This window comes from Rhizobacter sp. P2_G4 (assembly GCF_056403575.1).
In genome coordinates this window covers 192,195-209,112 of the sequence record NZ_JBFUFG010000005.1, presented here as the reverse complement: position 1 = coordinate 209,112, position 16,918 = coordinate 192,195, and the positions used below count along the sequence as shown (strand labels likewise).

Here is a 16,918-nt window from a genome sequence, read left to right as displayed (position 1 = left end):
TCGGGAGAACACCATGACCCACGACTCTCACACCACCGCCTCGCGCCGCCGCTTTCTCAACACCGCACTGCGCGGCACCGCCGGCGCCGCTGCCGTGCTCGGCAGCCCCTGGGTCGCTGCACAGGCAGGCTGGCCGAACCGCCCGGTGAACGTCGTGGTGCCCTTCCCTGCCGGGGGCGGCACAGACGCGTTTGCGCGGCCGCTCACCGCCATCCTGAGCCGCAACACCGGCAAGCAGTTTCTCAATGACAACCGGGGTGGTGCCGGTGGCACGCTGGGCGCCACCCTCGCGTCGAAGGCCGCACCCGATGGCTACAACTTCTTCATGGGCGCGGTGCACCACGCGATTGCACCGGCGATGTACCCCAAGCTCGAATACAACCTCGAGACCGATTTCATCCCCGTCGGCTTGATCTCGAGCGTGCCGCAGGTGATCGTGGTCAACCCAACCCGCGTGCCCGTCAAGGACCTCACCAATTTTCTCGACTACGTGCGCAAGAACCCCGGCAAGCTCAACTATGGCTCGGCCGGCAACGGCACCTCGCACCACCTCGCCGGCGAGCTCTTCAAGCTGCAGACCAAGACCTTCATCACCCACATTCCATACCGTGGCGCGGGCCCCGCGCTGCAAGACCTGATCGCCGGGCAGGTCGACATGATGTTCGACGGCCTGGGTTCATCGGCGTCGCACATCAAGAACGGCCGCATCAAGGCGCTGGCCGTTGCAGCTGAAAAACGCGCCCCCGGCTTCCCGGAGATTCCCACCACCATCGAAGCAGGCGTACCCGGCTACCAGGTGGCCACCTGGTACGGCCTGTGGGCACCCAAGGGCACGCCGAAAGAGCTGGTCGAAGCCATGCGCACCGAACTGGCCAAGGCGCTCGGCTCCGACGAGCTGAAGAAGACCTGGAACGGCCTGGGCACCGACACGCCCAACCTCTATGGCGATGCCTTCGGTAAATTCGTCAGCAGCGAAATCAAGCGCTGGGCCGATGTGGTGAAACGCTCCGGTGCCACGCTCGAATAAGCTCGAACAGCTCAACGAGAGCAAGAACAAGAACATCGGGGACCCATGAACCACAGCCTCTTTGCCGCGCTGCGCGGCCAGTTTCCTCACGACCTGGACAGCACTGCGATCGAGACTGCGGACGGCACGCCGGCCCTCTACAGCTGGCGTGATCTTGAACGCGCCACCGCGATGATGGCCAACCTGTTCGCCGCGCTCGGCCTGCCTGCCGGCAGCCGCATCGCGGTGCAGACCGAGAAATCGGTCGAGGCGCTGATGCTGTATCTCGCCGTGCTGCGTGCAGGTTATGTCTACCTGCCACTCAACACCGCGTACCAGGCCGCCGAGATCGAGTACTTCATCGGCAACGCCGAGCCCGCGGTCGTGGTGTGCTCGGGCAAGAACTTCGGCTGGGTCAGCCAGATCGCGTTCAAGGCCGGCTGCACGCACGTGTTCACGCTCAACGAAGACCGCAGCGGGAGCCTCCTCGAACGCGCTGCGCACCACAGCGATCAGCACACGCCGGTGCAACGCCAGGCCGACGACCTGGCCTGCATCCTCTACACCAGCGGCACCACCGGGCGCAGCAAGGGCGCGATGCTCACGCATGGCAACATCCTGAGCAACGCGCAGACGCTGAAGGAATACTGGGGCTGGCGGCCGGGCGACGTGCTGATCCACACGTTGCCACTGTTCCATGTGCACGGCCTCTTCGTCGCCGCGCATAGTGCGCTGCTCAACGGCAGCAAGATGATCTGGCTGTCGAAGTTCGATCCCAAGGCTGTGGTCGCGCGCCTGCCCGAAGCCACGGTGTTCATGGGCGTGCCGACACTGTACGTTCGGCTGCTGGCCGAACCCGGGCTCACGCGCGAAGCCTGCCGCAACATGCGGCTCTTCGTCGCCGGCTCGGCGCCGTTGCTGATCGAGACCTTCAATGCATGGCGAGAACGCACCGGCCACACCATCCTCGAGCGATACGGCATGAGCGAGACCGCCATGCTCACGTCCAACCCCTACGACCCGAAAGACGGCGAGCGCCGCGGCAACACCGTGGGCTTCCCGCTGCCCGGCGTGCAGCTGCGGGTGCGTGACGAGCGCGGCAACGTCTGCGCCGCCAACGAAGTGGGAGGCATCGAGGTAAAGGGACCGAACGTATTCGCCGGCTACTGGTGCATGCCCGAGAAGACGAAAGAAGAATTCACCGACGACGGCTGGTTCAAGACCGGCGACGTGGGCAAGATCGATGAGCGCGGCTACGTCTGCATCGTCGGCCGCAGCAAGGACCTCATCATCTCGGGCGGCTACAACGTCTACCCTGCCGAGATCGAAGGCTTCATCAACGAGATGCCGGGTGTCGCCGAAAGCGCCGTCGTCGGCGTGCCGCACCCGGATTTCGGCGAAGCCGGCGTGGCCGTGGTCGTGGCCCAGCCCGGGGCTTCGCTGGACGATGCGGCCATCGTCAATGCCCTGAAGAGCCGCATCGCCAACTTCAAGGTGCCCAAGCGCGTCTACGTCGTGCCCGAGCTACCGCGCAATGCGATGGGCAAGGTGCAGAAGAACGTGTTGCGCGAGCAGCATAAAGAAGTATTTGGGCCCCCCAGTCGCTAGCGCTCCTGCCCCCGAGGGGCGCCACCCAGCGGCCCGGCAGAGCCGGTTCCGCGGGCGTTGCTTGATGGGGCATCGCTACGCTTGCCCTAGCGGCATCGCGGCTTGGCTTCGATACCTCAGTCCGTTAGAAGCTGAACTGCACGCCCACGGAGGCGAAGTTGCCGTCCGAGCCGCCGATGTTCTCCAGCTCGAAGCGCATCGCAGCCGTGTGCGAGAAGTTCCAGGTCAGGCCGGCTCCGAGGCCCAGCTCGATCGAACTGTCGGGATCGCTCGCGCCTAGCCCGCTCTGCCTCGGCTGCACGTAATGCAAGCCTGCTTTGCCGAAGGCGCTGAGGCTGGCATTCAGCGGAAAGCGTGCCGTGCCCGACGCGCCGATGGCCGTGGCCGAGTGCTTGTAGCCGGGCCGGTACTCTTCGGAGCCGAAGCTGGTGATCTGACCTTCCCAGCCGAAGATCGGTGTGATCTTGCCGCCCAGAAAAACCTTCAGGCCGGTGCCGTAGTCGGTAGATGCGAGCGATGCGCCTGCATACGACGGGGCGCCCGTATTCTGCGCGTGGGCACTTCCCATGGCCAACACAGCGAGCGCAGTGCACACGACTGTGCGGATGTTGATGTGATCGAGCGGGTTGCGGTTCATGGTCTTTTCCTTGTTTGCAATGGCCCGGGCCCCACGGCCGCGCGGCAGCCAGGGAGCTTAGCGATGCAGCTGCCGTTCTTGCCTCACAAGCCCTCGAAGCATCGGCAATCTCGTTGGATGCATGCCACTGCGCGTAAGCAGAAGCATCCTGGCGTGACGGGCGGCAACGCGGCACGCAGCTGTGGCATGCCAAACACCGCACACCACAGGTGATCGCCCCCACGGGAAGGCAGTCGGCCATTCAGCACCTGGCCACACACGGCGTAACAACCTCGCACGGACGCCAACGAGCCGGCACGATGAAATGCATGCATCCGGAAGCTCTGGGGGGCGGTGGCGCCCTTCCATCCATGAATTTTCTCGAACGAATCCCGACCCGCTGGCTTCTCGCTGGAGCAGCGCTTGCCTGCCTGGCCCTGTGGGCCGCGCCGAGCAGCGCGCAGACGACAGGCGACGCCACGCTGGGCAAGACGCTGTTCGAAGACACGCCCAACGCCGCGCCCGACGCCAACCTGACCCACGCCTGCATGAACTGCCACGGTAGCGTGCAGGACCGGCGCAAGAAGATCTCCGGCGACAGCACCACCGCCGGCGGGTTCGCCGACATCAGCTACGACACCGCGATCGGCCGTTTCGGGAACGCGATTGCCACGCAAGCGGCGATGAGCGAATTCAAGGGGCTCGACGTCGATCAGGTGCAGAACATCGCGGCTTACCTTGCGGACACACCCAAGGTCACGGCGCCGGGGCTTTCAACGAGCGCACTGGCTTTCGCATCAGCCGCGTCGGGCACATCGGTGAGCAAGACGGTGACGCTCCACCATTCCCTGGCCACCACCGACAACCTGCAGATCACCGGCATCAGCCTGGGCTCGGGCACGACAGCGTTCACGCGCGGCAGCGGCTGCGGCTCGACACTCGCACCTGCAGGCACCTGCTCGTTCTCGGTCACCTATACGCCTACCAGCACGACGGCGGAGACCCGCACGCTGACCCTCTCTCTGAAGCAAGGCACCGTCGCCTTCACCCGCGCCGTCACGCTGAACGGTTCGGTCGCGGGCGGCACCACCCCACCACCCGCAACACCCTCTTCCGGAGAAGACTCCGGCGGCGGAGCACTCGGCTGGATGTGGCTGACGGGCCTCGGACTCGCCACGGCGGTGCTGTCACGCCGCCGTCGCACCTGAGGTGACACTCAACGCGACCTGCCCGCGCTGCGGCGGCGCGTTTCACTGCGGCGTCAAGGAGCCCATGCCTTGCGCATGCGGTCAGTTCAAGCTGTCGGCTGCCACCACGCAGATGCTGCGCGAGCAGTATGACCGTTGCGTCTGCATGGTCTGCCTGGCTCAGCTGCAAGAGCTTCCGTCGGACACGCCTCCACCAGAAACGAAAAAGCCGGCTCAGTCCTGAGACTGTCCGGCTTTCCGCAGAGCGAGGGTCGTGTCGTCTAGTTCGACGCGGCCGAGGCCGCTGGTGCCACATCAACACTGTGCTTCTCGCCGCTCATGTCGATGTCACCGCCCTTGCCGAGCACCCAGATGACGAGCGCAGAAAAGGCCACGAACCCCACAACGTACTTCCACATGCTTCAGTTCTTTCGTTGAAGGATGTCAAGCCGGAGACAAGCCGGCGTTGGCCCTCGCATTTGCAATGCTCGGGCCTTCGCCGGGACTCCGGCCCTGAGATCAGTCCTTGGCGTAGATGTCCACGTCCTTGGTTTCCTTCACGAACAGCATGCCCACCACGAAGGTGATGCTTGCAAAGATGATCGGGTACCAGAGACCGTTGTACATGTTGCCCGTCTGCGCCACGATGGCCAGGCCGGTAGCAGGCAGCAGGCCGCCGAACCAGCCGTTGCCGATGTGGTACGGCAAGCTCATCGAGGTGTAGCGGATGCGGGTCGGGAACATCTCAACCAGCATCGCCGCGATCGGGCCGTAGACCATGGTCACGTAGATCACGAGCAAGGTGAGGATGGCCACGATCAGCGGCTTGTTCATCTTCTCCGGGTCGGCCTTGGCGGGGTAGCCGGCCTCCTTCAGCGCTGTCGAGATGGCCTTCTTGAAATCAGCATCTGCCTTTTTCACGTCATCCGGTGACATGCCCTTCGACTCGAAACCCGGGATGACCTTGTCGCCGATCTTGATCTGCGCGACGGTGCCCGTGGGCGCTGCTTCGTTGTCGTAGCTCACGGAGCCAGCCGACAACACCTGCTTGGCGATGTCGCACGAGCTGGTGAACTTGGCGGTACCCGTCGGGTTGAACTGGAACGAGCAACGCTCCGGGTCGGCCACGACGACCACCTTGTTCTTGGCCTGCGCAGCTGCCAGGTCGGGGTTGGCCGCTTCGGTCAGCGCCTTGAACAGCGGGAAGTAGGTCAGTGCCGCGATCAGGCAGCCGGCCATGATGATGGGCTTGCGGCCGATCTTGTCCGACAGCGTGCCGAACACGATGAAGAAAGGTGTGCCGATGATCAGCGAGATCGCGATCATGATGTTGGCGGTGGCGCCATCGACCTTCAGTGCGCCGGTCAGGAAGAACAGCGCATAGAACTGGCCCGTGTACCAGACCACGGCCTGGCCCATCGTGAGGCCCACCAGCGCGAGGATCACGATCTTCAGGTTCTTCCACTGGCCGAACGATTCGGTCAGCGGTGCCTTCGAGGTCTTGCCCTCTTCCTTCATCTTCTTGAAGGCAGGCGATTCGTTCATGCTCAAGCGAATCCAGACGCTGACGCCGAGCAGGATCACCGAGACCAGGAACGGAATGCGCCAGCCCCATTCGGCAAAGGCCGCTTCGCCCATCGCCGTGCGCGTACCGAGAATCACCAGCAGCGACAGGAACAGGCCCAGCGTCGCCGTGGTCTGGATCCACGAAGTGAACGCGCCACGCTTGCCATGAGGTGCGTGCTCGGCCACATACGTAGCGGCACCGCCGTACTCACCACCGAGCGCCAGGCCTTGCAGCATGCGCAGGCCGATCAGGATGACGGGAGCCGCCAGGCCGATCGATGCGTAGTTGGGCAACAGGCCGACGATGAAGGTCGACAAGCCCATGATCAGGATGGTCACCAGGAAGGTGTACTTGCGGCCGATCATGTCGCCCAGGCGGCCGAACACAAGCGCGCCGAAGGGGCGCACGATGAAGCCGGCAGCAAACGCGAGCAGCGAGAAGATCGTGCGCGAAGCGGGGTCGAGCGCCGAGAAGAACTGGTTGCCGATGATGACGGCCAGCGTGCCGTACAGGTAGAAGTCGTACCACTCGAAAACGGTGCCGAGACTGGAGGCGAAGATGACCTTCTTTTCCTCTTTCGTCATCGGTTTGCCGACCGCGGATGCAGTTGCCATGAATCTCTCTCCTCGTTGGGGCACCTCATGACAGATGAGGCTGGGCGCATCTTCACGGCACGCTCTGACCACGCGCTGACGCCACGCTGATGCGAAGCTGACAAACTAGGGTGCAACCCTGACGTCGCATTTCTTCATGCGAGATCTACAGGGCTTTCGAGATCAGTATTTACGCGGGGGGCGTTCTGCGAGGCAGGCCGCTGCTGGCTTGCTCCATCAACGAGCGAGGCTCCTCAAGTCGCCTTTGGAGTTCTGCGGACACCCACCGGCACCGCGGCGGCACCGGCCCATTGCGGCCCCTCGAACCATGCATCGCCACGCAGGTAGGCCGACAGCATTTCGAGCCCGTCCAGGCCCCAGAAAACACGGCCATCGACTTCGATCGTGGGCACGCCGAAAAGGCCGCGTGCCGCCGCCTCCACAGTGGCTGCCTTCAACTCGTCTTTCACCTCACTGCCGCTCGGGTCACGCTGCGGCGACAACACTTGCGTCAACGACGCGAGCCGCTCCGCGTCGTTGGCATCGCCACCACCGAGCCAGACATGGCGCAGCACCTGCTCGCATGCCCAGCGATTCGGTGTGTAGCCCGACGGCGCGCTGGCCAGCAGCAAGCGCAGCAAAGCCAGCGGGTTGAACGGATGCTGGGCTGGTATCTCCACCGGCACGCCAAGGCTGTGCCCGAGCCACATGATCTGCCGGTACGTCCACTCACGCTTGGGCTCGATCTCTGCCGGACCCTTCTGCCCCCAGTGCTGCAGCAGCCCCGCGAGCAGGATAGGTTCGTAGCTCACCTCGTAGCTGACACCTTCCAGCACCTGCGGCATGCGCTCGAACGCCAAGTAGGCGTAGGGCGACACGACGTCGAAGCTGAACCGCAGGTGCTTCATGACTGTGGCGTGGCAAAGAGCGGTATGACGGGTTGACGCTGCTCGACCAGGAGCCACACGCCCCGCTTGGCCTCGTCGCTCATCGTCGACCACGCGGCGATCTCTTCGATCGTGCGCAGGCAACCCGCGCAAAGACCGCTGCGCGCGTCCATGCGGCACACGCTGATGCAGGGGCTCGGAACGGCGGCGGTGGAGGATGTGGCAGGCATCGTGGTCAGGTCAGCACCAGTTCGGCCATATCGTCCCACAGTGAAGGATCGATGCGGCCCCGAACTTGTTTCACTTCGCGACCCTGCCGGTCCAGGATGAACGATGTCGGTGTGCGTGCGATGGGGCCGAAGCTGTCGCTGTGCACCGCATCGCCGCGCCACAGGAAGGGAAAGCGCTGCGCTGGCGGCACCATGCGATTGACCACACTGTCGTAGTCCTTCAGTTCTGCCAGGCTGCGGTCCACGCTCACCGCGACGAGCTGAAAACCCTTGTCGCGCCATGCTTCGTAGTTGGCGCGCAGCTCGGGCATCTTGTCGCGGCACACCGGGCACTCGGTCGACCAGAAGAACACCAGCACCGCCTTGCCTTTCTCGTGCCTGAGGTCATAGGCGCGGCCGTCGAGCGTCTTGCCGACCAGACTGAAGCCGCTCGCCGAAGGCTCTGCCCGGGACACACCGCCGAACACGGAAAGTGCCAATCCTCCCAGCAGGCGACGACGTTGGATGACGGGGTGCATGGAGAGCCTTCTGCAAGTTCTGGTCATGTCCCGTTGGTCGCCAGCATGGCGGCGTACTTACGCAATATTTGCGAAACAATCCGCGCTCAGGCAAGTTTGGTCAGGCACCACTCTTCATGGCGTCACGTCGGCGAGCGGCGCGCCGGTCATTGCTTGCAGTTGAGCCGGGGTGAGTTTGAACACGCCGTTCGGGTGGCCGGCGGCGGCCCAGATTTCCTCGAAGCGCAGCAGCTCGCGATCGATCAGCGTGACCGGCTGCGTGAGGTGACCGACCGGTGACACGCCACCGATGCTGAAGCCGGTGCTCGCCTTGACAAAGTCGGCATCGGCCCGCCCCACCGCACCGGTGAGGGCCGCCACCTTCTCCACATCGACACGGCGGTCGCCGGAGGTCACCACCAGCACGGCCACACCGTCGAGCTTGCGCTTGAAGATCACGCTCTTGGCGATCTGGCCGAGCTGCAAACCGAGCGCGTCGGCTGCCTCTTGGGCCGTGCGGGCGGTGACGTCGAGGTACACGGGCGCATGCGGGTGGCCCAGCGCGGCGAGCAGTTCGGTCACGCGCTTGAAGCCTTCCGGACGATCGCTCGCGGTCAGGGCTTGAGGGGTCGTTGTATCGGCACTCATGCTGCAGCCTTCTCCCGTTTGGCCAACAAGGCCTTGCCCACACGCGACGCCGGCGGCCGGCCGATGACGCCCGAGATGTACGCGCCGGCGTCGACCAGCTTGTCGATGTCGATGCCCGTCGAGATGCCGAGACCGTTCAGCATGAAGAGCACGTCTTCTGTCGCCACATTGCCTGTGGCACCCTTCGCATACGGGCAACCGCCGAGGCCCGCCACGCTCGCGTCGAAGGTGTGAATGCCCATTTCCAGGCATGCGTAGATGTTGGACAAGGCCTGCCCGTAGGTGTCGTGGAAATGGCCACTCACCTCGACCAGCGGATAGTGCTTCAGCGCGCGTTCCATTGCATGCTGCACGGCACGCGGCGTGCCCACGCCGATGGTGTCGGCCACACCGCAGTGGTCCACGCCGATGCCCTTCATCAAGCGCACCACGTTCTCCACTTCGTCGGCACTCACCTCACCCTGGTAGGGGCAGCCGAGCGCACATGAAATGGCACCGCGCACTTTCAGACCCTGCGCATGCGCGGCCTCCACCACCGGCGCGAAGCGCTCGATGCTTTCGGCGATGCTGCAGTTGATGTTGCGCTGGCTGAAGGCCTCGGTGGCCGCACCGAAGACCACGATCTCGTCGGGCCGCGTTGCGAGTGCTGCATCCAGGCCCTTCAGGTTCGGCGTGAGCACCGAGTAGCGCACGCCGGCGCGGCGCTGCATCCCGGCCATCACCTGCGCGTTGTCGGCCATCTGCGGCACCCACTTCGGACTCACGAAACTGGTGACTTCGATCTCACGCAAGCCAGCCTCTTGCAGCCGGTGCACGAGCTCGATCTTGTGTTCTGTGCCGACGGCCTGTTTCTCGTTCTGCAAACCGTCGCGCGGACCCACGTCGACCAGAGTCACATGGCTTGGGAATGACGCATGAACCATGACTTATTCCTCACTAACGTTGACTGAAGTCACCCACCCCCCTTGTTAGGGATGTGCGCCTACAGCGCAGAGGTTGAAGATACCCGAACTGCTTGGAGTTTCCTGTGTCCACTCCCGTTCAACTTCGCATCGCTGCACGCATCCACTTCATCCTGAAGCACGATCTGGGTGAAGGCATCAACGTGGCAGCCATGTTGAGCGACGTGCAAGAAGCACGCGAAGTCTTGTTCGTCTGCCAAGCCTCGGGCAACCCCGAATTGGTTTCGCTGGCACGGCAGTACGTCAACGCCGGCAAGCTCGCCAAACCGTCCGCCACGGCCCACCGCGAAGCGCCGCAAGACGCCGCCTGGGCGCGCAACACATCGGGCTTCGGTGTCACCGCCGCCTCGCCTGCGGAACCGGAACCCGAGCCCGAAGAAAGCAGCTGGCGCAGCGCCACGCTGTGGCTGCGCCGCAGCGCGAACCGCGTCACGCGATAACGCGCGACGCGCCTCACGGCGCCGCGAGGCGCAGCAGTTCTCCACCTTCAGCCACCTGGTCACCCGGCGCATACAACAGCGCCTCGACCTTGCCGTCGCGCGGCGACGTGATGGTGTGCTCCATCTTCATCGCCTCCATCACCGCCAGCGCCTGGCCTTGCTTGACGGTCTCGCCCGCTTGGGCCAGGAAGGCGATCACCTTGCCGGGCATTGGCGCAGTCAGGCGGCCGGCTTCAGCGGCGCCCTCGCCCGCGTGCGCCAGCACGTCCACATGGCTGACCGTGGCCGAGCCCTCCGGTGCGAACACGCTGACGCGCTCGCCGACGGCGTAGACCGACAACGTGGCGCGGCGCTCGCCGAGCTGCACATCGTGCTGCCCCTCGCCACGCGCGTTCGCCTCGAACGGCCAGCGCTGATCACCCAGCACCAGCGTCATCGCGCCGCGGTGCGCGCGCTCCAGCAGCACGGTCTGGCGCTGGCCTTGCACCTCGAGGTTGAACTGCCGGCGCGCGCCGCTGAAGAGCCGCCAGCCATCTCGCCGTGACCATGGGTCTGCTGTCTGCAGCGCCTGTTCGCTGGCCAAGGCATGTGCCACCACACCCGCTGCAGCGATCTCGGCGGGCAGCGGCTCCACGTTGAACAAGACTTCACGTTCACGCTCGATCAATGCCGTATCGAGGTCGGCCTGCGAGAACGAGCGACTCGTCACCACACGGCGCAAGAATGCCACGTTGGTGTGCAGGCCGACGATGTGCGTCTGTGCCAGAGCCGCATCGAGACGCGCGAGTGCCTGCGCACGGTCGGTACCCCAGACGATGAGCTTGGCGACCATCGAGTCGTAGTACGGAGAGATGGTGTCGCCCTCACGCACGCCCGCATCGAAGCGGACATTCGCGCGCTCGAAGCTCGCCGCCTGCGGCGTGCGGTAGACCTCCAGCGTGCCGGTGGCAGGCATGAATTGCTTGTCGGGGTTTTCGGCACAGATGCGCGCCTCGATCGCATGGCCGTGGATGCGCAGTTCCTCCTGCTTCAGTGGCAGCGGCTCGCCGCTGGCCACGCGCAGTTGCCACTCCACCAAGTCGAGCCCGGTGATCGCTTCGGTCACCGGGTGCTCGACCTGCAGGCGGGTGTTCATCTCCATGAAGTAGAAGCGCAGGTCGCGTGTTCCCTCGATCGGCTCCGCAATGAACTCGACGGTGCCGGCACCAACGTAACCCACGGCTTTGGCCGCTGCCACCGCCGCCTCGCCCATCTCGCGGCGGCGCGCTTCGCTCATGCCCGGCGCAGGCGCTTCCTCCAGCACCTTTTGATGGCGGCGCTGCACCGAGCAGTCACGCTCGAAGAGATAGACGCAATGGCCTTGCGTGTCGCCGAACACCTGGATCTCGATGTGGCGTGGCCGCGTGACGTAGCGCTCGATCAGCATCGCGTCGTCGCCGAAGCTGTTGATCGCCTCGCGCTGGCACGAGGCCAGCGCCGCCGCAAATTCACTTGCGGCGTCGACGACGCGCATGCCCTTGCCGCCGCCGCCCGCACTGGCCTTGATCAGCACCGGGTAGCCGATGGCATCCGCTTCGCGCTGCAGCAAGGCCGGGTCCTGGTCGGCGCCGTGATAGCCGGGCACCAGCGGCACGCCGGCCTGCGCCATCAAGCGCTTGCTCTCGGCCTTGAGGCCCATCGCCTTGATGGCCGATGCCGGTGGGCCGATGAACACCAGCCCCGCGTCGGCGCACGCCTGCGCGAAGTCTTCGTTCTCACTCAGGAAGCCGTAGCCGGGGTGCACTGCCTGCGCGCCCGTCGCCTTCGCCGCCGCGATGATGCGGTCGCTGCGCAGATAGCTTTCCTTCGGTGACGGCGGGCCGATGTGAACGGCCTCGTCGCAAGCCATCACGTGCTTGGCATTCGCATCGACGTCGGAATACACCGCCACCGTCTGGATGCCCATGCGGCGTGCCGTCGCAGCAACTCGGCACGCGATCTCACCGCGGTTCGCGATCAGTATTTTTTTGAACATCTTGTCTCCATCATTCTTTGGTCACGGAACCCAGACGACCTCGTCGTCCACCGCGTACAGCTTGCATGGCTCGCCGCGGCGCTGGCAGAAGCCGAGCGCCTTGCCCATCACCCAATCGCCTATGGCGTAACCCGAGGCACCTTTCGGCCCGATGGCAAATGCCTTCGGCGGCTTGGCATCGAGAAACTTGCGATACGGGCCGTCGCGCACCATGGCGCTCACCGGCACCTTGTCGACTTCATCGACCTTCGCGAATGCGGTGCTGGCAGGCCGCGCAATCACACCGGGCCGGGTGAACCCGAGCTTGGCGAGAAACGCTTCAGCGAAGGGCACCCAATGGTCCATGTCGAATGCCATCGCGCCGTGCCCGTCGCTGCCTGCGGCAGCCAGCGTGTGCATCTCGGCCTGGCCGCCTCCGCTCACCCAGGCCTCGGCCCAGCGCTTGGGGTTGTCCGGGCCCCAGTACAAGTCGTTCTCCCAATACAGCCACAGCATCGGTACCGCTCCGCCGCTTGCGGCGTTGGAGCGCCAAATCCTCGCAACTTCCTGGGGGCTGCAAGGGTGGCCCGGCGACTTGTCCGGATTGCCGCCCACGCCTCCGGCGAAGTTGATGGCACCGACCAGACCCGGCGGGTGGCGCCACACGATGGTCACCGCGGTGAGGCCACCGACCGACTGCCCCATCACCAGCCAGCGCGAAGCGTTGACGTACGGCAAGGTCTTCGCGAACTCCAGCGTGGCCAGCACCTGGTCGGACGCCGCAACCGACATCGGCTCGAGGCGCCGCGCATTGCAGTCGCCGCTGTACTCGGGGTCGAAGTCGTCATAAGTCTCGCCATAGCCGACACGCGTGGGCACCAGCACCACGAAACCCTTGCTGACCAGGTAGCGCGACAGCGCCTCGTAGCGCTGGCGGCCTTGCAGCGCACGCTTTTCTCCCGGTGCACGGCCGTGGTTCATGATCACCAGAGGGAACGGCCCATCGCCGGCCGGGCGAAAGATCGTGACCGGAATCTGCCGGGTTTCCTGGCGGCGGTACATGTCTTTCACGGTGACGCTGACGTGCTGGATCTCTTCGCGCATGTCCTTGGCCATCGGCTCTTCTACCTTGGCCTGGGCGTGTGCCGCGGCGGTGAGCGTACAAGCCAGCCATGCGGCGAGCAGCCACCGAAAACGAGTCTTCGTCATCTCGGCATCACCTCATCATTGACCGGTACCGATCGTGAGAAGCGGCGCGCAAGTACCCGCAGGAATTTGGCGAACACCCAGATCAGCGCCGCCATCACCACCAGCGCCAGGACCAAGCCGCCGAAGAACACGAATGGATGCGCCCACGACAGCCACAGCATCACCGGCACTGCACCATCGCCCAACAGCGAGAGACCGATGTTCGAGAACGGCTCCGGCGAGGTGTTGGCCGCGGCCCGCGTGGTCGCCTTGGCCACGTGGCTGGTGGCGGCGAGCGCGCCGCCCAAGAGCGCCGCAACCGTCGCTGCCGTTGCATGGTCGGTACCGAACACGGCGGCTGCCAGCGCCGCGCCGGCGGGTATGCGCACCAGCGTGTGCAGTACATCCCAAACCGTGTCGAGGCCAGGGATCTTGTCGGCAAAGAACTCGACGAACAACATCAAGCCACTGGCGCCCAGCATCAGCGGGCTTTGCAACACCTGCAGGCCAGAAGGCAAGTCCACCCAGCCCATGAAGCCGGCAAGCCCGGTGAGAAAGACGACGGCATAGAGCCGCAAGCCGCTGGCCCAGCCCAGGCCGGCGGCGATTGCCATCAGCTGAGTGGTGTCCAGGTTCACGCGTCAGCCAGCCACGAAGGCTTGCGCTTGTTCAGGAACGCCTGCACACCTTCGCGGCCTTCGTCGCTCGCGCGGATGTCGGCGATGCGGCGTGCCGTCTCTTGTCGCAGTTCGGGCGTGATCGGCAGCCCGGCCATGTCCTGCACCAGCCGCTTGCACGCGCGTGTTGCCATCGGGCCGTTGTCGACGATCGCGGTGACGATGTCGTCGACCTTGGCATCGAGCTCATCGCTGCTGCACAGCGCGTGCACGAAGCCCAGTGCGTGCGCCTGAGCGGCATTGAACCGCTCGGCCGTGACGAAGTAGCGCCGCGAGGCCTGCTCGCCTAGTGCACGAATCACATACGGGCTGATGGTGCCCGGCAGCAGGCCGAGCTTGGCCTCGCTCAGGCAGAAGGTGGCCACATCAGCTGCCACCAGCACGTCGCACACCGCCGCGAGGCCCATGCCGCCGGCGTAGCAGTCGCCGTGGATGCGGCCGACCACCGGCACCGGGCAGTTGTAGACGGTCCACAGCATGTCGGCGAGCGACTGCGCATCGGCACGGTTCTGCTCCCAGCTGTAGTCGGCCATTGCGCGCATCCACGACAGGTCAGCGCCAGCGCAGAAGGCCTTGCCATGGCCGCCGAGCACGATGGCGCGCAGCGTCGTGTCGGCGCCCAGTTCCGCAAAGGCGGCACTGAGTTCGGCGATCACCTCGTCGTTGAAGGCGTTGCGCACATCGGGGCGGTTGAGATAGACGCGGGCGATGGGGCCATCGCGGCGGATGTCAAGCGTGCTCATGGCCCGACACCATCCGCGCCATGATGTAGCTGCGCGCTGCTGCCGATGCGCTTGCCGATGTCGGCCTGCCAGACCACATGGTCATCAACGGCGTAGAGCCAGCATGTTTTGCCCTCGCGAGCACAGTGGTTCAGCGCCATCGTCATCGCGTCGGACTGGTTCCAGAAGAAGCGCCAGCCACCGTTTAGGTAGACCACAAAGGCCTTGGGCGACTTGAGGGTGAGGTAATGCCGATAGCGCTCCTGTCCTTCAGATGAGATGGGCACGGCCTCCGCATCCGTGCCGGCAGCGAACCCCGACGCAGGCGGCACCGGCAAACGATGGCGCTTTGGCGCGAGGGCAGGCGTGAGCTCGCTCGCAGCACTGAGTGGAGACGCGGCGCTTGGGGCCGGCGCGGAAACAGACGCAACCGCCGCCACCGGGGCTGGCAGGGTGAGCGCTTGCGCCGCGCGAAGCGCGGCGCCCTGTGTTTCGAGCGCAGTCCATCGCGACAACTCGATGCCAGTCGGCGGCGCCAGCTCGGCGCCTGCCACCACGGCCTGCAGCGCCGCCTTTCGGCGTTCGCCCAGCGCACGGGTGCGTGAGTACACCGGGGCCTTGGCCTTGGGCGCCTCGTCTGACTGCATGCGCTGTAGGAAGGCCAGGTAATCCGCGGGCGATATGCCATAGGCCACCAGCAGTCGCAAGGTCAGGCGGTCGGCCTCGATCAACTCTTCTTCCGACGGTGCTTCAGCATCGAGCTCGATGTTGCGACGAAAGTCCTGGATCTGCTGAACCGCCTTCGGCACCAGCAACTGAGCCATCATCGATCGGCCATGCTTGCCTTCGTTGCCGAGCATTCTCTGGGCTACCTCGTGCGCCAGCACCATGGTGAGTTCGGTGTCATCGACACGGCTCAGCAGCGGCACCGTCACCACAATGGCTTTGCCCAGGATGTCGGCATAGACGTACTGGCTGTCGAGCGGCAGCAGTTGCAGGTCGCAGACCTGCACGGCCCGCGCCACCAAGTGCAGTGTGTTGCCGCCGCGCTGCACCGTTAGCAGCCGCTGAGGCTGCGCCTCCAGGGCCTTGCTCTCAGCCTGACGCCGCTGCTGGAAGGTCAAGGATGCGGCAGGCTCTGGCGGCTCCACGGAAACTTGGCCACCCGCGGCGACACCGATCAGATCAGTCGCCAGCATGCGATCGCCCGGCTTGACGCCCGCCTGCGCATAAGGGGTATTGAACTGCTGCGACACGAAGATGCGCTCACCGGGTCCGAACGTGAGGTTTGGCAGCCAGCGCTCATGCACCTGACGAGCAAACTCATCGCGCGTCGGATCGGCCAGCGCCAAGGGAGACGGGCCGAGACGCCATGCCACCTGGCCGGCGCACAGAGGCACCGCCAAGCGAGAGAGTTCGAACAGGCGCGATTCCGCTGCCTGCGCCGCTATGCGCACTGTGAGTACGCGATCTCGCGCCATCTGCGGCGGAGCTGCCAACGCGGCACCTCCTACCAACACAAGGGCACCAAATGCCATGCGCCACCAAGAGCACTTCTTCTTTGACGGCTCCCGACCTCCGCTCTTTGTCATCATGCGCGTGCCTCCTCTTGCAACATCCAAACCAGATCAAGTTCCGGGCAGGCGTGGCCCATCGCCGTGATGGCCGCGCTGATCTGCCCGCGGTGGTGGGTGCCATGGTTGAACACGTGGCTGAGCGTCATGTCGAAGGGAAGCGACTGCGCCACGCCCTGGGTGCTGGTGTACTCGAGCCTGCCGCCGAAGCGCTCGTCCGGCAGTGAGGCAATCAACGGTTCCCAGCGCTGCGCGCCTTCCAAGAGTCGCTCGCGCAGCCGCCGCCGGTCGGCTTCCACTTCTTCGTTCAGCTTGATGATGGGCGAGACGCCTTCGGCAAAGCGGCGAAACCACACCAAGTGCTCGCCGACCAGCAGGTGGTTCAGCGTGCCGTGCACGCTCTTGAAGAACAGGCCCACGTCGCGCCGGTAGTCGGCCTCGGGCAAGGCATCCACGTGATCGAAGAGCTTGCGCGTGGCCCAGACGTTGTAGCGGGCGAGTGTCGAGAAGTAGGCCTTCATGC

19 protein-coding genes are annotated in these 16,918 nt (G+C 65.1%); 5 read left to right on the top strand and 14 right to left on the bottom strand.

Annotated elements, in window-relative coordinates; translation table 11 throughout:
* Positions 1 to 13: 13 nt before the first annotated feature.
* Both AC1DYS_RS19855 and AC1DYS_RS19850 read left to right on the top strand, forming a co-directional pair.
* Positions 14 to 1,027 carry a Bug family tripartite tricarboxylate transporter substrate binding protein gene (locus AC1DYS_RS19855; protein WP_477902294.1) on the top strand — a complete coding sequence of 338 codons (1,014 nt, stop codon included), beginning with the start codon at positions 14 to 16 and terminating at the stop codon, positions 1,025 to 1,027.
* A 45-nt stretch (positions 1,028 to 1,072) separates the two neighbouring features.
* A complete protein-coding gene (locus AC1DYS_RS19850) occupies positions 1,073 to 2,614 on the top strand; it encodes a malonate--CoA ligase (RefSeq protein ID WP_477902292.1) in 1,542 nt (513 codons plus the stop codon).
* Between the two features lie 124 nt (positions 2,615 to 2,738).
* Here the strand turns inward: AC1DYS_RS19850 and AC1DYS_RS19845 are convergent, their stop codons facing one another.
* Positions 2,739 to 3,251 (bottom strand): outer membrane beta-barrel protein, encoded by a 513-nt coding sequence (locus AC1DYS_RS19845; protein ID WP_477902290.1) that lies wholly within the window; start codon positions 3,249 to 3,251, stop codon positions 2,739 to 2,741.
* Between the two features lie 350 nt (positions 3,252 to 3,601).
* Here AC1DYS_RS19845 and AC1DYS_RS19840 point away from each other — a divergent pair, with 350 nt between their 5' ends.
* Together AC1DYS_RS19840 and AC1DYS_RS19835 are read left to right on the top strand one after the other, a co-directional pair.
* Entirely contained in the window at positions 3,602 to 4,438 is an 837-nt protein-coding gene (locus AC1DYS_RS19840; RefSeq protein ID WP_477902288.1) for a hypothetical protein, read from the top strand.
* Position 4,439: 1 nt separating this feature from the next.
* Positions 4,440 to 4,661 carry a cysteine-rich CWC family protein gene (locus tag AC1DYS_RS19835; RefSeq protein ID WP_477902286.1) on the top strand — a complete coding sequence of 74 codons (222 nt, stop codon included), beginning with the start codon at positions 4,440 to 4,442 and terminating at the stop codon, positions 4,659 to 4,661.
* 37 nt (positions 4,662 to 4,698) lie between these two features.
* On the opposite strand, the gene AC1DYS_RS19830 is transcribed toward AC1DYS_RS19835, so the two are convergent.
* The 7 genes from AC1DYS_RS19830 to AC1DYS_RS19800 form a co-directional block, all read right to left on the bottom strand.
* Positions 4,699 to 4,836 (bottom strand): hypothetical protein, encoded by a 138-nt coding sequence (locus AC1DYS_RS19830; RefSeq protein WP_477902284.1) that lies wholly within the window; start codon positions 4,834 to 4,836, stop codon positions 4,699 to 4,701.
* 100 nt (positions 4,837 to 4,936) lie between these two features.
* Positions 4,937 to 6,598: an MFS transporter gene (locus tag AC1DYS_RS19825; RefSeq protein ID WP_477902282.1), complete on the bottom strand. Its 1,662-nt coding sequence runs from the start codon at positions 6,596 to 6,598 to the stop codon at positions 4,937 to 4,939.
* A gap of 233 nt (positions 6,599 to 6,831) precedes the next feature.
* Positions 6,832 to 7,485, bottom strand: a complete 654-nt coding sequence (locus AC1DYS_RS19820) for a DsbA family protein (protein ID WP_477902280.1) — start codon at positions 7,483 to 7,485, stop codon at positions 6,832 to 6,834.
* A complete protein-coding gene (locus AC1DYS_RS19815; RefSeq protein ID WP_477902278.1) occupies positions 7,482 to 7,694 on the bottom strand; it encodes a DUF1289 domain-containing protein in 213 nt (70 codons plus the stop codon). The genes AC1DYS_RS19820 and AC1DYS_RS19815 overlap by 4 nt, the downstream gene beginning before the upstream one ends.
* Positions 7,695 to 7,699: 5 nt before the next feature.
* A complete protein-coding gene (locus AC1DYS_RS19810) occupies positions 7,700 to 8,212 on the bottom strand; it encodes a peroxiredoxin family protein (protein ID WP_477902276.1) in 513 nt (170 codons plus the stop codon).
* A 114-nt stretch (positions 8,213 to 8,326) separates the two neighbouring features.
* The gene (locus tag AC1DYS_RS19805; RefSeq protein ID WP_477902274.1) at positions 8,327 to 8,839 is read right to left on the bottom strand and encodes a YbaK/EbsC family protein; all 513 of its coding nucleotides are present in this window, start codon (positions 8,837 to 8,839) and stop codon (positions 8,327 to 8,329) included.
* Entirely contained in the window at positions 8,836 to 9,762 is a 927-nt protein-coding gene (locus AC1DYS_RS19800) for a hydroxymethylglutaryl-CoA lyase (protein WP_477902272.1), read from the bottom strand. The genes AC1DYS_RS19805 and AC1DYS_RS19800 overlap by 4 nt, the downstream gene beginning before the upstream one ends.
* A gap of 104 nt (positions 9,763 to 9,866) precedes the next feature.
* On the opposite strand from AC1DYS_RS19800, the gene AC1DYS_RS19795 reads away from it, so the two are divergent.
* Complete coding sequence (locus AC1DYS_RS19795; RefSeq protein WP_477902270.1) at positions 9,867 to 10,241, top strand: hypothetical protein; 375 nt, start codon at positions 9,867 to 9,869, stop codon at positions 10,239 to 10,241.
* 13 nt (positions 10,242 to 10,254) lie between these two features.
* On the opposite strand, the gene AC1DYS_RS19790 is transcribed toward AC1DYS_RS19795, so the two are convergent.
* The 6 genes from AC1DYS_RS19790 to AC1DYS_RS19765 form a co-directional block, all read right to left on the bottom strand.
* Positions 10,255 to 12,255: an acetyl/propionyl/methylcrotonyl-CoA carboxylase subunit alpha gene (locus tag AC1DYS_RS19790; protein ID WP_477902268.1), complete on the bottom strand. Its 2,001-nt coding sequence runs from the start codon at positions 12,253 to 12,255 to the stop codon at positions 10,255 to 10,257.
* A 21-nt stretch (positions 12,256 to 12,276) separates the two neighbouring features.
* Positions 12,277 to 13,443, bottom strand: a complete 1,167-nt coding sequence (locus tag AC1DYS_RS19785) for a dienelactone hydrolase family protein (RefSeq protein WP_477902267.1) — start codon at positions 13,441 to 13,443, stop codon at positions 12,277 to 12,279.
* Entirely contained in the window at positions 13,440 to 14,036 is a 597-nt protein-coding gene (locus AC1DYS_RS19780; RefSeq protein WP_477902700.1) for a DUF4126 domain-containing protein, read from the bottom strand. The genes AC1DYS_RS19785 and AC1DYS_RS19780 overlap by 4 nt, the downstream gene beginning before the upstream one ends.
* Before the next feature lie 20 nt (positions 14,037 to 14,056).
* Positions 14,057 to 14,842 (bottom strand): enoyl-CoA hydratase/isomerase family protein, encoded by a 786-nt coding sequence (locus tag AC1DYS_RS19775; RefSeq protein ID WP_477902266.1) that lies wholly within the window; start codon positions 14,840 to 14,842, stop codon positions 14,057 to 14,059.
* Entirely contained in the window at positions 14,839 to 16,173 is a 1,335-nt protein-coding gene (locus AC1DYS_RS19770) for a M48 family metalloprotease (RefSeq protein ID WP_477902264.1), read from the bottom strand. The genes AC1DYS_RS19775 and AC1DYS_RS19770 overlap by 4 nt, the downstream gene beginning before the upstream one ends.
* Positions 16,174 to 16,412: 239 nt before the next feature.
* Positions 16,413 to 16,916, bottom strand: coding sequence for a DinB family protein (locus tag AC1DYS_RS19765; protein ID WP_477902262.1), 504 nt, complete (start codon positions 16,914 to 16,916; stop codon positions 16,413 to 16,415).
* Between the last annotated feature and the right edge of the window lie 2 nt (positions 16,917 to 16,918).

What these genes read in the sequence shown, in the direction of transcription:
- AC1DYS_RS19855 (WP_477902294.1), top strand. Translation starts at nt 14, where the DNA reads ATGACCCACGACTCTCACACCACCGCCTCGCGCCGCCGCTTTCTCAAC.
- AC1DYS_RS19850 (WP_477902292.1), top strand. Translation starts at nt 1,073, where the DNA reads ATGAACCACAGCCTCTTTGCCGCGCTGCGCGGCCAGTTTCCTCACGAC.
- AC1DYS_RS19845 (WP_477902290.1), bottom strand. Translation starts at nt 3,251, where the DNA reads ATGAACCGCAACCCGCTCGATCACATCAACATCCGCACAGTCGTGTGC.
- AC1DYS_RS19840 (WP_477902288.1), top strand. Translation starts at nt 3,602, where the DNA reads ATGAATTTTCTCGAACGAATCCCGACCCGCTGGCTTCTCGCTGGAGCA.
- AC1DYS_RS19830 (WP_477902284.1), bottom strand. Translation starts at nt 4,836, where the DNA reads ATGTGGAAGTACGTTGTGGGGTTCGTGGCCTTTTCTGCGCTCGTCATC.
- AC1DYS_RS19825 (WP_477902282.1), bottom strand. Translation starts at nt 6,598, where the DNA reads ATGGCAACTGCATCCGCGGTCGGCAAACCGATGACGAAAGAGGAAAAG.
- AC1DYS_RS19820 (WP_477902280.1), bottom strand. Translation starts at nt 7,485, where the DNA reads ATGAAGCACCTGCGGTTCAGCTTCGACGTCGTGTCGCCCTACGCCTAC.
- AC1DYS_RS19815 (WP_477902278.1), bottom strand. Translation starts at nt 7,694, where the DNA reads ATGCCTGCCACATCCTCCACCGCCGCCGTTCCGAGCCCCTGCATCAGC.
- AC1DYS_RS19810 (WP_477902276.1), bottom strand. Translation starts at nt 8,212, where the DNA reads ATGCACCCCGTCATCCAACGTCGTCGCCTGCTGGGAGGATTGGCACTT.
- AC1DYS_RS19805 (WP_477902274.1), bottom strand. Translation starts at nt 8,839, where the DNA reads ATGAGTGCCGATACAACGACCCCTCAAGCCCTGACCGCGAGCGATCGT.
- AC1DYS_RS19800 (WP_477902272.1), bottom strand. Translation starts at nt 9,762, where the DNA reads ATGGTTCATGCGTCATTCCCAAGCCATGTGACTCTGGTCGACGTGGGT.
- AC1DYS_RS19790 (WP_477902268.1), bottom strand. Translation starts at nt 12,255, where the DNA reads ATGTTCAAAAAAATACTGATCGCGAACCGCGGTGAGATCGCGTGCCGA.
- AC1DYS_RS19785 (WP_477902267.1), bottom strand. Translation starts at nt 13,443, where the DNA reads ATGACGAAGACTCGTTTTCGGTGGCTGCTCGCCGCATGGCTGGCTTGT.
- AC1DYS_RS19780 (WP_477902700.1), bottom strand. Translation starts at nt 14,036, where the DNA reads ATGGCAATCGCCGCCGGCCTGGGCTGGGCCAGCGGCTTGCGGCTCTAT.
- AC1DYS_RS19775 (WP_477902266.1), bottom strand. Translation starts at nt 14,842, where the DNA reads ATGAGCACGCTTGACATCCGCCGCGATGGCCCCATCGCCCGCGTCTAT.
- AC1DYS_RS19765 (WP_477902262.1), bottom strand. Translation starts at nt 16,916, where the DNA reads ATGAAGGCCTACTTCTCGACACTCGCCCGCTACAACGTCTGGGCCACG.